The sequence below is a fragment of the Microcoleus sp. A2-C3 genome, from assembly GCF_036706065.1.
Classification (GTDB): Bacteria; Cyanobacteriota; Cyanobacteriia; order Cyanobacteriales; family Microcoleaceae; genus Microcoleus.
This window is the reverse complement of sequence record NZ_JAUBVX010000054.1, coordinates 13,041-27,614: the sequence shown is the minus strand read 5'-3', so window position 1 is coordinate 27,614 and position 14,574 is coordinate 13,041. Positions and strand designations below refer to the sequence as shown.

The 14,574-nt window shown below is 44.9% G+C and carries 12 protein-coding genes and 1 riboswitch; of the genes, 8 read left to right on the top strand and 4 right to left on the bottom strand.

Annotated elements, in window-relative coordinates:
* Positions 1 to 240: 240 nt before the first annotated feature.
* Entirely contained in the window at positions 241 to 1,110 is an 870-nt protein-coding gene (locus QUB66_RS23970) for a class I SAM-dependent methyltransferase (RefSeq protein WP_332969953.1), read from the bottom strand.
* Positions 1,111 to 1,323: 213 nt separating this feature from the next.
* A riboswitch (cobalamin riboswitch) is annotated at positions 1,324 to 1,479 on the bottom strand.
* Here QUB66_RS23970 and QUB66_RS23965 point away from each other — a divergent pair.
* The 4 genes from QUB66_RS23965 to QUB66_RS23950 all read left to right on the top strand — a co-directional run bounded on the left by QUB66_RS23965 (position 1,440) and on the right by QUB66_RS23950 (position 4,405).
* Positions 1,440 to 1,640 (top strand): hypothetical protein, encoded by a 201-nt coding sequence (locus tag QUB66_RS23965; RefSeq protein ID WP_332969954.1) that lies wholly within the window; start codon positions 1,440 to 1,442, stop codon positions 1,638 to 1,640. Its footprint overlaps the riboswitch before it by 40 nt.
* A gap of 3 nt (positions 1,641 to 1,643) precedes the next feature.
* Positions 1,644 to 2,708 carry a metal ABC transporter substrate-binding protein gene (locus QUB66_RS23960; RefSeq protein WP_332969955.1) on the top strand — a complete coding sequence of 355 codons (1,065 nt, stop codon included), beginning with the start codon at positions 1,644 to 1,646 and terminating at the stop codon, positions 2,706 to 2,708.
* Positions 2,709 to 2,774: 66 nt separating this feature from the next.
* Positions 2,775 to 3,551 carry a metal ABC transporter ATP-binding protein gene (locus QUB66_RS23955; RefSeq protein WP_332969956.1) on the top strand — a complete coding sequence of 259 codons (777 nt, stop codon included), beginning with the start codon at positions 2,775 to 2,777 and terminating at the stop codon, positions 3,549 to 3,551.
* Positions 3,551 to 4,405, top strand: coding sequence for a metal ABC transporter permease (locus QUB66_RS23950; protein WP_332969957.1), 855 nt, complete (start codon positions 3,551 to 3,553; stop codon positions 4,403 to 4,405). The genes QUB66_RS23955 and QUB66_RS23950 overlap by 1 nt, the downstream gene beginning before the upstream one ends.
* Positions 4,406 to 4,457: 52 nt before the next feature.
* Here QUB66_RS23950 and QUB66_RS23945 read toward each other — a convergent pair whose 3' ends face one another.
* Together QUB66_RS23945 and lepA are read right to left on the bottom strand one after the other, a co-directional pair.
* Positions 4,458 to 5,051, bottom strand: coding sequence for a Uma2 family endonuclease (locus tag QUB66_RS23945; protein ID WP_332969958.1), 594 nt, complete (start codon positions 5,049 to 5,051; stop codon positions 4,458 to 4,460).
* 406 nt (positions 5,052 to 5,457) lie between these two features.
* On the bottom strand, positions 5,458 to 7,272 hold the full coding sequence (gene lepA, locus QUB66_RS23940; protein ID WP_332969959.1) for a translation elongation factor 4: 1,815 nt from the start codon (positions 7,270 to 7,272) through the stop codon (positions 5,458 to 5,460).
* A gap of 514 nt (positions 7,273 to 7,786) precedes the next feature.
* On the opposite strand from lepA, the gene QUB66_RS23935 reads away from it, so the two are divergent.
* Both QUB66_RS23935 and QUB66_RS23930 read left to right on the top strand, forming a co-directional pair.
* On the top strand, positions 7,787 to 8,014 hold the full coding sequence (locus QUB66_RS23935) for a type II toxin-antitoxin system CcdA family antitoxin (RefSeq protein WP_265237347.1): 228 nt from the start codon (positions 7,787 to 7,789) through the stop codon (positions 8,012 to 8,014).
* Positions 8,015 to 8,771: 757 nt separating this feature from the next.
* Positions 8,772 to 10,670 (top strand): ATP-binding protein, encoded by a 1,899-nt coding sequence (locus tag QUB66_RS23930; protein ID WP_265237345.1) that lies wholly within the window; start codon positions 8,772 to 8,774, stop codon positions 10,668 to 10,670.
* 628 nt (positions 10,671 to 11,298) lie between these two features.
* Here QUB66_RS23930 and QUB66_RS23925 read toward each other — a convergent pair.
* The gene (locus tag QUB66_RS23925; protein WP_265237343.1) at positions 11,299 to 12,825 is read right to left on the bottom strand and encodes a PAS domain-containing protein; all 1,527 of its coding nucleotides are present in this window, start codon (positions 12,823 to 12,825) and stop codon (positions 11,299 to 11,301) included.
* A gap of 634 nt (positions 12,826 to 13,459) precedes the next feature.
* On the opposite strand from QUB66_RS23925, the gene QUB66_RS23920 reads away from it, so the two are divergent.
* Positions 13,460 to 14,110, top strand: coding sequence for a DUF3386 domain-containing protein (locus QUB66_RS23920; protein WP_265237341.1), 651 nt, complete (start codon positions 13,460 to 13,462; stop codon positions 14,108 to 14,110).
* Between the two features lie 129 nt (positions 14,111 to 14,239).
* Positions 14,240 to 14,479, top strand: coding sequence for a NifU family protein (locus QUB66_RS23915; protein WP_193975189.1), 240 nt, complete (start codon positions 14,240 to 14,242; stop codon positions 14,477 to 14,479).
* Positions 14,480 to 14,574 lie beyond the last annotated feature (95 nt).

Below are 14,574 nucleotides of genomic sequence, written 5' to 3'. Positions count from 1 at the left end.
GGGCATAGGGCATAGGGCATAGGGCATAGGGCATAGGGCATAGGGCATAGGGCATACCTCACTTTTTTGAGAACCGCTATATATTGATAATTAGATAAGACGGCGGTTGAAACCGCGTCTAGACAAAGCAAGTCTGCCTCCGCAGACTGAATAAGATAACGTAATTTTAACGGCTTTTTCTTCAACCCGCGGAGGCGGGTTTTGTCTGTATCGACGCGGTTTCAACCGCCCGGTTTTCAATCAACCGCGTTCATCTTTTTCGATCAACTGCCAAAGTTGAATCTCATAACAAAGATGCTGTTCAAAAAGTTGACTCGCCTCCAATCCTTCTACCACCAATTTCTTAAACCAGCGACGAAATATCCAACGCAGGAATTTATGAATGGGCGGAACTGCGATCGAAATTAAATCCGCAACATAGATCATTGTGTTCAGTCCATACCTGCGGAAAGTATCGACATATAGGTCAATTGTTGGTAAAATATGAGTGGAAATATCCTCAGCTTTTACTAAATTAAACCCCGCTTGCATTAATGCAGTTTCCAGCTCTTTGACAACATGACAATTGGAAAACATTCCTTCTGTATAATTAGGATTAGATCGCATCATATCCGCAAGCAGTACGTAGCCTCCAAGATTGAGTACACTCGCCGCACCTTTAGCTATATCGATAGCAGACATATATTGGCTACTTTCGCTAAACAGAACCAAATCGTAGGAGTGGGTGGCTTGGAAGTCTTCAAATTTGGTGAGGTGGAAGATGGCGCGATCGCCTGTACACTTGAGAAAGCGCTGTTGTTGGAACGGATCGGGCGCGAGTCCTTCCACTGCAAAAGCGCGATCGAGCAAATAAGCCGCATTTCCACCAATCCCGCATCCTACATCCAGCACAGTCTTGACTTCTTTGGGGATAAAATCTAACAATTTATCTGTGTAAGCTTGCTGAGCAATGCGTAACCGCCCGATGGTGAGTTCATCAGCAGGCACAGGCAGAGTCTTCCAATAGCCGTAATGAAGATAGGGCGAATCTGTCAGCCCCAAATAGTAATTCAGCGCTGCATTTTGGTAGCGAGTTACTTTGGAAATAGAGATTGATTTTTGCTTCGACATGAGGGGAATTGGGTAAATTTGAGGATTTCCGGGAGGGTTGAAATTCTTCCCAGCGCTTGCATATATGTTAATAACACGCGATCTGCATAAATTTCCAACTTTTGCCACAAAATCCAAAATTCCCTTGTCATTCGCGATCGACAAACCGACAACAACAGCAGATTAATTGTAAAAATACTGAACTAACCATCATCTATACCTCGCAGATGAAAACAACAGGTAAACAAATCGGCGGGCATCCTGACTCAGAGATTTAACTATCCTAGTATTATCTCATTACAGTTGCGGGACAGCGCCGGATTTTCACCGAACTTTCCCCCTTGCGTCTGATGGCTGTTCTCCATCAGAGCCGATCGATCTGCCGAGATATTAGCACTATTTTAGATATTTCACAAAATACTGATTCTGCTGGGCGATCGCCCATTTACCCCAGTTTTCATAATTCTTTCATTTTTACGGGTTCTGTGGTAAATTTAAAAAATGAAAATATTATGAAAATCAGCGATCGTCGATCGGGCTGTCTGCCGTAATCTGTGGCAAATTTAGCTAGCATTTTGAAATATATGCCCAAAAATCCTCAAATTCTCACTCCATCTCGCCCTTTCCCCCTATCCCTCTTCTCCCCTCCCGTTTGGAAACAGTATCAGATAATTGGGTTGGGGCTGTTGCTGGGAGTGTGCGTCAGCGGGTGCAACACTCAGACGACAGCGGAGCCTCAAACCAATCAAAATCGAGCTTCTAGCCCTACTGCCACCGATTCGACCCGAAAAGACAAAAAAGTCATTCTCACCACCTTTACCGTGCTAGCAGACATGGCGCAGAATGTCGCTGGTGACAAGGTAACTGTTGAATCCATCACAAAGCCCGGTGCGGAAATTCACGGCTATGAAGTCACTCCTAGCGACTTAAAACGAGGGCAAGGTGCTAGTTTAATTTTGGATAACGGATTGAATTTGGAACGCTGGGCAACTCGGTTTTATAACAGTTTTCCCAAAGTTCCTCGCGTTACTTTGACCGAGGGAGTTCAACCAGTTAATATTGCCGAAGACTCCTATAAAGGCAAACCGAATCCTCATGCTTGGATGTCCCCTAAAAATGCTTTAATTTACGTTAAAAATATTCGCAAAGCTTTATCAAATGTCGATCCATCTAATGCTGCAATCTATGAAGCAAATTCGACAAAATACAGTGATGAAATTCGGGCGATTGATGAAAGGCTCAAACAAGCTATCTCAGCGATTCCCCCAGAAAAACGCTATATAGTTAGTTGCGAAGGTGCATTTTCTTACATTGCCCGCGACTACGGCTTGAAAGAAGTTTACATTTGGCCTGTTAATGCCGAACAGCAATCTACACCGAAACAAGTTGAACGGGTGATTAATACAGTCAAAGCCAACAAAATACCCGCCGTATTTTGCGAGAGTACCGTCAGCAACGAAGCACAGCTTCAGGTAGCAAAGGAAACAGGCGCAAAATTTGCTGGGGTGTTTTATGTCGATTCTCTATCTCCATCCGAAGGGCCTGCATCAACCTACCTGAAGATGCTTGAATATAATGTCAATACTTTGATAAAAGGTTTACAGGGTAATGGGGCATAGGGCATGGGGCATAGGGCTATGGCATAGGGAATTAGTGATTGGTAATGGTAATTTGGAGAAATTGGTATGGATAGAATCAGCGTCGATATTGAAAATGTGACGGTTGCTTATCATGGTAAAGTCGCCTTGCATAGCGCCTCGTTGCAACTTAAAGCGGGGACAATTTGTGGTTTGGTGGGGATGAATGGCGCGGGAAAATCGACGCTATTCAAGGTGATGATGGGGCTGGTGAAGCCGACTACTGGACGAATTTTGATGAATGGATTGCCGATTCGTCAAGTCCAAAAAAGCAATTTGGTAGCTTATGTACCTCAGTCGGAGGAGGTAGATTGGAATTTTCCGGTGAGTGTTTCTGATGTGGTGATGATGGGGCGCTACGGCTACATGAATCTGTTGCGGATTCCTCGATCTATCGACAAACAAGCGGTGCGAGAAAGCTTGGAAAGGGTGGAAATGTGGCCAATGCGCGATCGGCAAATCGGAGAATTATCTGGCGGACAAAAGAAACGCGCCTTTTTTGCGCGGGCTTTGGCGCAACAAGCAACGGTTTTGCTGCTGGATGAGCCCTTTGCCGGAGTTGATATCAAAACTGAGAAAATGATGATTGATTTGCTGATGGAACTGCGTCAAACGGGGCATACAATTCTCGTTTCAACTCACGATTTAGACTCTATTACCACGTTTTGCGACCAAGTTGTGTTAATTAATCGCAGCATTCTCGCCTATGGTAACACCTCTGATGTGTTTACCGAGGAAAATCTGTCTCGTACCTTTGGTGGTGCGATCGGTGATTTATCTTTGGCCAAAAATCGTTTAACTCAAGTCAATCAGGAGGAGCAATAATGGACTTAATTCAGTGGTTTGCCGCACCGTTGCAGTATGAATTTATGGTGAAGGCGATTTTAGTCAGCGCCTTAGTAGGGGTTGTTTGTTCGGCGCTTTCGTGCTATATGACTTTGAAGGGATGGGCATTGATGGGTGATGCGGTTTCTCATGCGGTGATGCCGGGGGTTGTGATTGCTTATGTGCTGAATATTCCTTTGGCGGTGGGGGCGTTTGTGTTTGGTGTGGGTTCGGTAATTGCGATCGGCTTTATCAAAGCGAAAACTCGCATCAAAGAAGATACGGTAATTGGTTTAGTGTTTACTGGATTTTTTGCCTTTGGTTTGGTGTTAATTTCTAAAGTCAGAAGTTCGATCGATTTGACGCATATCTTATTTGGCAATGTCTTAGGGATTTCGGATTCGGATATTATTCAAACTGTGATTATTAGTATTATTACCATAGTGACGCTGGCAATTTTACGCAAAGATTTAATTCTGTTTTGTTTTGATTCGACTCACGCGCGATCGATTGGCTTAAATATCACATTTCTTTATTACGTGCTGCTATCTTTGCTATCGCTCACCGCAGTGGCGGGACTTCAGACAGTCGGGATTATTTTAGTAGTAGCAATGTTAGTAACTCCGGGAGCAACCGCCTATTTATTGAGCGATAATTTTGACCACATGATGCTAATTGCGATGGCTTCGGGCGTATTTTCTAGCGTCATCGGAACTTATATCAGCTATCACATTGATGGTTCGACGGGCGGATGTATTGTGGTGCTGCAAACGCTGCTGTTTGTGTTGGCGATGATTTTTGCTCCGAAACACGGTTTGTTGGTTAGAGCTAGGAATTCACGGGCGATCGATTAATAAGACTGGGCGATTTAAACCGCTCCTATACAAACCAAATCCGCCTAGATATTTAAGCCGGATTTGGTATGACATCAAACTCAATATTTTCATACAAATCTGCCACCACAAATTCCACAGAAATAGAAGTTAAGGAAACTCGATCGCCCGCGCAGGTATATTCCAAAAAAATCCACTTATTCGCGTCAGTTTTAGAATATTGCTGCACCTGTAGCCGATATTGGTCGATTAATAAATACTCCTGAAAACTCGGAATACTGCGATAGGCTGCAAACTTTTCATCACGGTCATAAGCTTTGGTACTTTTAGAAAGCACTTCCGCAATCAGCACAGGATTGGTAATTGTGTCCGTCCGTCCAGATTGCAATTCGATCGGGCGCGCTACTACCATCACATCAGGGTAAGTATAGTTGTTAAACTGCGGAACCCAAAGCCGTTGATCTGATGCAAAAATACTGTAAGTTTTACCCTTGAGACTTACTCTCAATACAGAATTTAAGATGCTCGTAATTTCGCTATGATTTGGTGTGCCACCTGCTATCAGAATTATCTCCCCATTGATAAATTCATGTCGCTCTTCAGAATTGATTTCCAATTCTAGATATTCCTCAGCCGTGTAGGTTTTCGTTTCAACTTGCGCGATCATACACAACTCTCTCCTTTAATCGACTAATTCCAGTTTATCATATTCTTCTATGAGGACTGTCAAGGAAACATCAGCTAATTTTGACGACGGTTTTAGTAATATTTGAGTATTCATAATAATAAATTCAACTAACAATTATGCCCTTAATTATAACTGGATTGCTCGCTCTTTAGGGCGATCGCACTCCAACCAAAGAAACCGGGTTTTTCACCAATTCTACGGGCTACAACCAAGGATTTTCGTAAAAAACCCGGTTTCTGGCCACCCGTGCATCCAAGAGTTAGGACAGGCTAGAAGCCCATCCCACAATTGTTTTTTCTTGTGGGATGGGCTTCTAGCCCGTCCCGAATCTACAATTTAAATGGGCAACAGACGATCGCACGCGCGATCGCCCTCCTCACACAAACTACGAATCGCGATCGAGCTTCAGCACAGCCATAAAAGCCTCCTGCGGCACATCCACAGTACCAACAGACTTCATCCGCTTCTTACCCTTCGCCTGCTTTTGCAGCAACTTCTTCTTCCGCGAAATATCACCACCGTAACACTTCGCCAACACATCCTTCCGCAAAGCCGGAATATGTTCCGAAGCAATCACTTTCGCGCCAATAGTCGCTTGAATCGGCACCTTAAACTGGTGGCGAGGAATCAACTCCTTGAGTTTCTCCGTCAAGCCCCGGCCAACATTGTAAGCCTTATCCCGGTGTACGATCATCGCCAAAGCATCAACCGGATCGCCATTAATTAAAATGTCCAATTTCACCAACGGATTTTCGCGATAACCGATCAGGTGATACTCCATACTCGCATAACCGCGCGATCGCGATTTCATCTGATCGAAAAAGTCCGTCACCACCTCCGCCAAAGGCAACTCATAAACCAGCGTAGTCCGCCCCTGACTCAGATACTTCATATCCATAAAAATGCCCCGCCGATTTTGAGATAATTCCATCAGCGCGCCCACATAAGTTTCCGGCGACAGCATTTCTACCCGCACATAAGGTTCCTCAATCTTCTCCCGATACTGAGGATCTGGCAAGTGACTCGGATTGTCAATTGTTAACACTTCTCCCTTAATTGTTGTGACTTGATAAACCACAGAAGGAGCCGTAACAATCAAATCCAAATTGTATTCTCTCTCAAGTCTTTCTTGCACAATTTCCATGTGCAGCAAACCCAAGAAACCGCAGCGGAAACCAAATCCCATTGCGCTCGAAGTTTCCGGTTCGTAGGAAAGCGCCGCATCGTTGAGTTCCAGTTTTTCTAGAGCTTCCCGCAAGTCTGGAAATTGGTCAGCATCGATCGGGAATAAGCCACAAAAAACCATCGGTTTAGCCTCTGTATAACCCGGCCAAGGCTCAGATGCAGGCTTTTTGACCAAAGTAATCGTATCCCCGACGCGAGCATCAGCTACCGCCTTAATTGCCGCGCCCAGATAACCAACTTCCCCCGCGTGCAGTTCATCTACTTGCACTTGCGTCGGTGAAAGGATGCCCAATTCATCGATGACATATTCCTTCCCCGAAACCATCAACAACACCCGATCGCCCTTTTTGACACTTCCGTCCATCACCCGGAAGTACACAATTACCCCACGGTAAGCATCATAATAACTATCAAAAATTAGCGCCCTTAGCGGTTTATCAACAGTATCCTGCGGCGGCGGCACCAATTCGACGATCGCCTCCAAAATCTCATCAATACCAATTCCTTCCTTAGCAGAAGCCTCAATCGCCCCGCTACAGTCCAGACCGATAATCTCTTCAATTTCCCCTTTAACCCGTTCCGGTTCCGCCCCCGGTAGGTCAATTTTATTTAGAACCGGAATAATTTCCAAATTATTTCCCAAGGCAAGGTAGACATTTGCCAAGGTTTGTGCTTCCACGCCTTGAGATGCGTCTACCACCAGCAGCGCCCCTTCGCAAGCGGCCAGCGATCGCGAAACCTCGTAGGAGAAGTCAACGTGTCCGGGAGTGTCGATCAGGTTCAGCACGTAATCCTGACCGTCCTTGGCAGTGTAATTCATCCGAGCCGCTTGCAGCTTGATCGTAATGCCACGTTCACGTTCGATATCCATATTGTCTAAAAACTGCTCCTTCATCTCCCGTGCTTGGACAGTCCCAGTTTGCTGCAACAGGCGATCGGCCAAGGTGGATTTTCCGTGGTCGATGTGAGCAATAATCGAAAAATTACGAATGCGAGATACAGGAACGTTTGTCATAAAACCTATCGGCAAAAGATTGACTTTTGTTGTATTATAAAACTTCATTCAATCTACAGTCATTTATAGTCATTTAGAGACTTAGATCCAATTTAATTTTTTATCGGCGGTGGGTTGACAGATCCATTATATTTATGCTATGTTCATCAACCACACTTCAGTCAAAACGCCCTGCTGAGAAAAAAAATTGATTTCTGTGATTGTACAAAAAGCTGTTGAACGGTTGGGAATATCCCCGATCGCCAACATTCGCCCTCAAACCTCCAGTCCAGTCAGGTTATTCTATAAAAGGCGATCGTCAACTTAAAAATATTACTGAGAAGTTGCTGGCGCTTGACAATAAGCAAATAATTTGGTCAAATAACGGAAGCGGGACGGTAAGGATCTAAAAAGTATAGGTTTTGATCCGCTGTGCATCTCTACCAGGGATCGGGCATCACTTCCTTCACAACAAAAAAGCGTAAATTCCTAGAAGGAATTGAAACTTAAGAATTAAAACTAGGACTTTTTAACTATGAGCGAGTCAAGGATACCATCCCACAGTTCGTCAGAAAAAGTGGAACTATCTATCCATATAGATTCTGAACTGCTAGACCAAATTAAGCACCTGACGAATGACCCCAGCAAAGTCATTGAAACAGCAATCAAGCAGTGGCTCAGAGGCGAGCGCCGCGAAGACGATCAGGCTATGAGCTTGCGTCGCAACCCTCCAGTCCCGCCCCGTGGCGAGTGGAACGACTGAGGTTCTGTCCTCTCTCGCCCGATACAGCGCGTGCAAATCTGCTGGGTGCAAATCTGCTGGGTGTGAAATTCGCCCGCGCGAACTCTGGCTGCGATCTCCGGCAGATTTCAGGGCGAAATACAGGTTGTTCGGAGCAATCTGGGGCAAACTCACAACCTGGGAACTTTTCTCTTGTGACGGCAAAAAAACGCCAGCCAGTCCCCGACTTGAGTTACCCGCAGCCTAAAATTTTGGTGGAATTTTCAAACTAGATCGTTAATCAGTGCAGACTACTAATTCCTAAATCTTAATTTGTATTTTTTGATTCCCCAAAATAGCTGACAATAAATAGTTGTGAGTTTTGAGTTGAGTTCTGAATTAAATAATTAATATTGTTTGAGTTCATTAATAACTCAAAACTCAATGGTATCAGCCTAAAATAGTTGTGAAGTGTGAGTGTTGAGCTGTGAATTATCAATTAAAAAGCCAACAACTTTTTAATTAATTAATATAGCAACCGCGCCCGACGGTGAGGAAGTTCTTAATTGCTGAAACATAAACGGTCAATTCCTTCTATCCGTGACATCCGTTAAATCAGTTAAAAAATCCGTTGCCGAACTTCCTCCTATCCGTTAAATCCCGTACATTGCTCGTTGCCGAACTTTCTTCTGCCATAACTCACAACTTAACCGTCGAAGCCCAAAACAATTTTGAGTATTGATTTTTGCATTTAAATTTCAAAACTCAAAAATCTGAACTACTTTCATCCCCAACTCTGATGGACTCTAACACCGATTTCCGGCGATCGAGCCTCGCCTCTACAGCATTTTTTCAAGAGTTAGGGGCAGAATTAGTATTTACCCAAGACGCAAGGGGTCGATATCTATCTTTTTACTGGGAAAAAGCCGATCAGTACAACCTCATAGCAGACCAAATTGTCGATCGCCCCCTCAGCGAAACCCTACAACCCATCGCCCCTGTACCTTATCTAGATCGCCTGCGCAGGGTGCTAGAAACCCTCGTCCCGCAAAGGTTCAGCTATCCATTTTGCCACGCCGGACAATATTTTCTGTTAGATTTGACAGTCACTCCCGCGATCGACTCCAACGGCAAAGCTACAAAAGTCTTAGTTATGGGAAGACTGCTGTCTGACAAACCCACAGACAGGCCACCAGATTCCGCAGAATTCATGCTCTATCGAGCTGTGCCATCCCCCTCCGACGCGCGCCAACAAATGCTGCTTCCCGCAAGCCGCAACCGCAGTCGATCGCTCCCTCCCTACTCAAAAATCGATCGCACAATCATCTCCCAAATTGCTCAAAACCTGCACAGAACCCTCGATCTAGAGACAATTTGGCAACAAACAGCTAACAGTTTGGGTCAAGTTTTGAACGCGAGCCGCTGCATCATCTGTTCCTCCAAAAAAGACAGCGAAAACCTCGAATATTCGGACTTTCTTCCCTCAGAAAATCCCCAAAATTATCCAGTCCCAACAGCCGAATTACAACAATCAATTACCAGCGATCGATCGCCCCCGCTGTCTGCCGATCAAATCGAAAATCTCCAATCCAAAACCTTTAAAATAGTAGCTGAGTACCGCCAAGAATCTTACTCTTCGATGCTGGGACTAGAACTGCGCGCAGCCGAACAGGCGGGATGGATTCAAACTTTAGCCACCTTAAAACCCGTAGCAGTCGATTACGCATCCCCCATTGTCGATCGCTTCGATCGCCATTCCGTCCTCGTAGCAGCTACCTCCTATGAAGGCCAACCCAATGCCCTCATCTGCTTGCACCGCTGCGGCAGTTCCCCAAAATGGAGTCCAGTCGAACTCGAATTCGCCCGCGAATTAGTCGCCCAAGTCGGCAGCGCGATCGCCCACGCTACACTTTACCAAGAATTAGAACAAGCCCGCGCCGAAGCCGTAGCTCTTTCCCAACTGAAAAGTCAATTTCTTGCCAATACTTCCCACGAACTCCGCACCCCCCTCAACGGCATTCTCGGCTTCCTGAAACTGGTGATGGATGGCATGGCAGATGACCCCGAAGAAGCGCACCAATTTATCACAGAAGCTTATCAATCGGCATTACACTTGTTCAATGTGATTAACGATATTTTGGATATCGCTAAAATCGAAGCTGGCAAAATGGAGTTAGATCTCGCTCCAGTCAAACTAGGCGAACTGTTGCAGCAAGTAGAGAATTTTACAATGGTTCAAGTGCAGCAAAAGCGATTGCAATTTCAAATCCAAACATCTACCGCCGAGGACGAGATTATTTTGTACGCCAACTACCAACGCCTGCTTCAGGTAATCTTGAACCTCACTGGAAACGCGATTAAATTTACCAAGGAAGGGGGAATTCGCATCAGTGCCGAAGTTATTCAGAAAAAAGTGACTGTTAACAACCAGGAGTTCCCCGGAATCGTGAAAATCCGAGTCGCTGATACTGGCATTGGGGTTTCTCTGGACAAGCAATATAAATTATTTGAGTCGTTTTTTCAGGTGGACGGCGATCGTACCAGGCAATATGGCGGCACCGGTTTGGGATTGGCTATTTCTCAAAAGCTGGTAGAAGCAATGGGCGGTACAGTAAATTTTTACAGTATGGGGGAAGGACTCGGATCAACTGTTACTTTTACCGTCCCGCTTTATCAAGAACCGCTCTTTAAAAATTAATCATCGGTAATCTGGACGTTGCAAGAAGAAGAAGCAAGAAGCAACAAGGGAGTTAGCTGCTATCAGGAGCAAGGAGGAATCTGGGCACCAGTAAAGATTTAAGTCCCGTATTCAAAAAGTCGAATATTTACCGTGCAGACAAGTCTTCTGCCTGGAAAATATGACACTTGCATCTATATATTCCTTAACAGTTGACAGTTAACAGTTGACAGTTGACAGCGAAGTTTTCAGGCAGGGGATTTAAGCCCCAGCCTAAAAACAATCCACCTAAAGGTGGGGGCTTAAATCCCCTGTGCTTTGGTTAATAAATTCGGTGGCTGGTTACTCAATTATTTTTAGGTAATGAGGGTTTTGTGCAGCACAGCATACCAACTACCAAACGTAGCATCTGGTATACTTATCCTATAGCGGTTCTCAAAAAAGTGAGGTAGGCTCTATGCCCTATGCCCTATGCCCCATGCCCTATGCCCGAAGCGTACCTGATCTTTCTGAGAAAGGCTATATGATGTGCGATCGAATTAACCCCATCAAATAGGTTATTTTATCGGAAATGATATTTGCCAGCATAAGATGGCAGTTTCGCACTTTTAATGTTTTTAACTTGTGCTTGACGAAATTACCGATCGCCCTATTTTTTCTTGGTTGGTGGAGGGCTGACATAGCGCGCCCAAAAAGGTTCTTCCATATTTTTCACTGCTGCTAGTTTTTGGCGTTCCTCCTGTATGCGCTGGCGTTCTGAAAGGTTAGAAAATATGTTGATACTGCCGAAAATCTCGCCAACCGCATCTTGCACGGGTGCAGCCCAAACCCAAATATCGATCGAACTACCGTCCTTTTTCAACAAAGACACTTCCAAACCGCTTTCCGCTTTTCCATTACCCGCAGACTTCAGCAGCGCGTAAAAATCTTGCTTTTGCCCTTCAGGAATATTCGGCAATGGTTGCCCTAAAACCTCAGCCGCAGTCCAGCCAAAAAGTTGTTCGGCGGCGCGGTTCCAGACAAGAGTACGGCCGTCATTGCTGGTACAATTAATCGCTAGTGGCGCTGATCCAATTTGTGCTTGCAAAACTCCGCCCGCGAGTTGCAGTTTCAATTCTACTTGCTTGCGATCGGTAATTTCCTGACAAGCACCCCACAAACGAACAACCCGCCCTTCAGTTTTGTCCCACACCGCTTGCCAGCAGTCCCGCACCCAGCGCACACCACCATTTTTGTTAACAATGCGATACTCATTGACCCCCATACTTCTAGAAATACAGCCTTCTAATTGTTTAATTAACATTTCCCTGTCATCAGGGTGAACGATATTTGAACTCCACCAGCCCGACGCAATTAATTCTTCAGGAAGATGACCACTCACGCGCGCCAAAGCTTCCGTTACCCACTCACAAACAAAGTTACCGTTGGGAAGTGCCTGAAAAGAATAGGCAAAATCCGAAGTAATTTGTGACATAATTTTGTAGTGCCGTTGCGAATCTTGGATGGCAATTTCTGCTTGCTTGCGTTCCCCAATTTCGCGATAATTAATCAAAATTCCCTGCACACTAGAATCGTAAAGCAAATTGTTGCCGATCGCCTCCATGTACCTCCAAGAACCGTCAGCGTGGCGTTTCCGATATTCGATCGGCCCCGCAATTCCTGGCTTTTCTAGCAACTTGCCAAAATATGCCTGCCAAGTCAGCAAATCGTCTGGATGAATCAACTCGCCATGAAACTTGCCAATTCTCTCTTCGGGCTTGTAACCAAAAATTCGCTCTAGGGCTCCGCTGTGGTATCGGACTCGCCCGTCGGAGGCGATAATACTAATTAGATCAGGAGAACTACGCAGTATAGTTTGCAGTTTTGCTTCACTTTTAGTTAATGCTTGATTGTGCCGGCGCTGCTGACTGATTTCTTTGTCCAATTTCTCCTGTAGCTGTCTGATTTGCGCTCTTTGCTGCGCGATTGTGCGTTCCAAAAGTCGATTTAAATTTTCTGCCTCAACTAACTTTGCTGCATTATTAGTCACGCTTTCAAACTGGGGAATGGTTGCCATTTCCTGCAAAGAATTTGACAGATTTTCCACGGTTTTTATTAAAATCGCCTGTTGCGGAGTTGGCAAATGGTTAACTTGTTCCTGCAACGTTTCTAAGTATTTGTAAAGTGTTTCTAGCATTTTATTAATTAGGGAACCGAATAGTTGCCACAGGTGGAAAATCTTAAAAGCGGACAGAATTTTTTTTTAAGATAACCCATAACTAAGACTGCTGTCAGGCGATCGAATGTGATTTTAATCCCACCTTCGGCACCCTCAACTGTCACAATCGGTTTTTACTTACTTTTATTGATATATTAAGTTATAAATTATACTTATATTATACATTTTAAATGATAAATATTTTAGCAAAGGCATAATTTATCACTTGAAAAATCGATATTTTCCGAATAATTATACCGTGTGACACCCTAAATGCGGAAGGCTGTCCTGATTTTGTGGTGATAAGAAAACCGCATATCCTTACTCCGAGGGCATCATAGAATCACAAACAGTTGTGCTTGATACCGTATACATCATAAACCCAGGAGAGCCATGCGTGGAATGTGATTTTAATTACTAGCCATATTATGACTTTATTTTTCAAATTATAGCAACCGAGACAGAAAGTAAATTTTTATTGCGCTAAGATTAACATCGCAGCAGCAGCCTCAAGAAGTGCTCGTGCCAGAGTCGGGAACCCGCCTATGCACTGAATGTGGGGGCAGCCAGCGGTTAAGCTAAACTAGATGGGTGTCAACACAAAGAGGAATTTATGTCAGAGCAAGCCAACGGTCGCGATTTGTTTCGCGCTGCTTACGAACACCGTTATACCTGGGATGCCAACTTTCCCGGTTACAGCGCCGATATTGAACTCAAACAAGGCAACGAAGTATATACGGGTCATGTTTCCATCAAACCAGACATGACAGTGGAAGTCAGCGGGATTGCAGATGAGGAAGTAAAGCAGAGCGTTTACACCCAAATGCGGGATATTGTGACTCACCGCAAGCGCTCCACCTTTGAAAAATCCCACGGCAAAAACAGCTTCACCCTGGGCGAAAAGGACAGCACTGACGCTGTGGATATTTTAGTACAAGGCGACTCAATGGGCTCGAATTATAAAATCCGAGGTCTGTCAATTTGTCAAGTCAGCCGGGTGATGGGCCGCATGGCTTTCGTCATTGACACGCACAAAAGCTTAGAGACTCCTGAAGGTTCTTTGGCTAGCCACTACGATGCCGTTTTCCGCAACCCCGAAACCAACGAAATCACTAGAGAACTGGAATTTGAAGATACTTTTGACAAGATAGGCGACTATTATGTCATGACTAAGCAAGTAGTGCGATCGAAAGAAAAAGGTCAAGAAACGACAACCGAGTTTAACTACTCCAACGTCAAAATGCTAGAACCAGCAGTAGTCTAGGGTTACAGGTAAGGTGCGCAGTGCGCACCCTACATGAATCGAAGTTGTGCGTCAGTCCTGCTGGATTTAGCAGCAAGTAACGGTACGATCGAACTAAGTCAATTGTACGAATAATTTTTGAGGTAAAATATGACGACACTAGCACTAACCAGAGATAACGTCGAAACAGTTCTCGATGAAATGCGCCCCTACCTGATATCCGACGGCGGCAACGTGGAACTCGTAGAAATCGACGGCCCAGTCGTACACCTGAGACTGCAAGGAGCTTGCGGTTCTTGCCCAAGTTCCACAATGACTCTGAGAATGGGCATTGAACGTCGCCTGCGCGAGGCCATCCCAGAAATTTCTGAAGTCGAACAGGTAATGTAATTAGTCAGTTGACAGTTGACAGTTGACTGTTGACAGTTGACAGTTGACGGTTGACAGTTGACAGTTGACAGTTGACGGTTGACTGTTGACTGTTA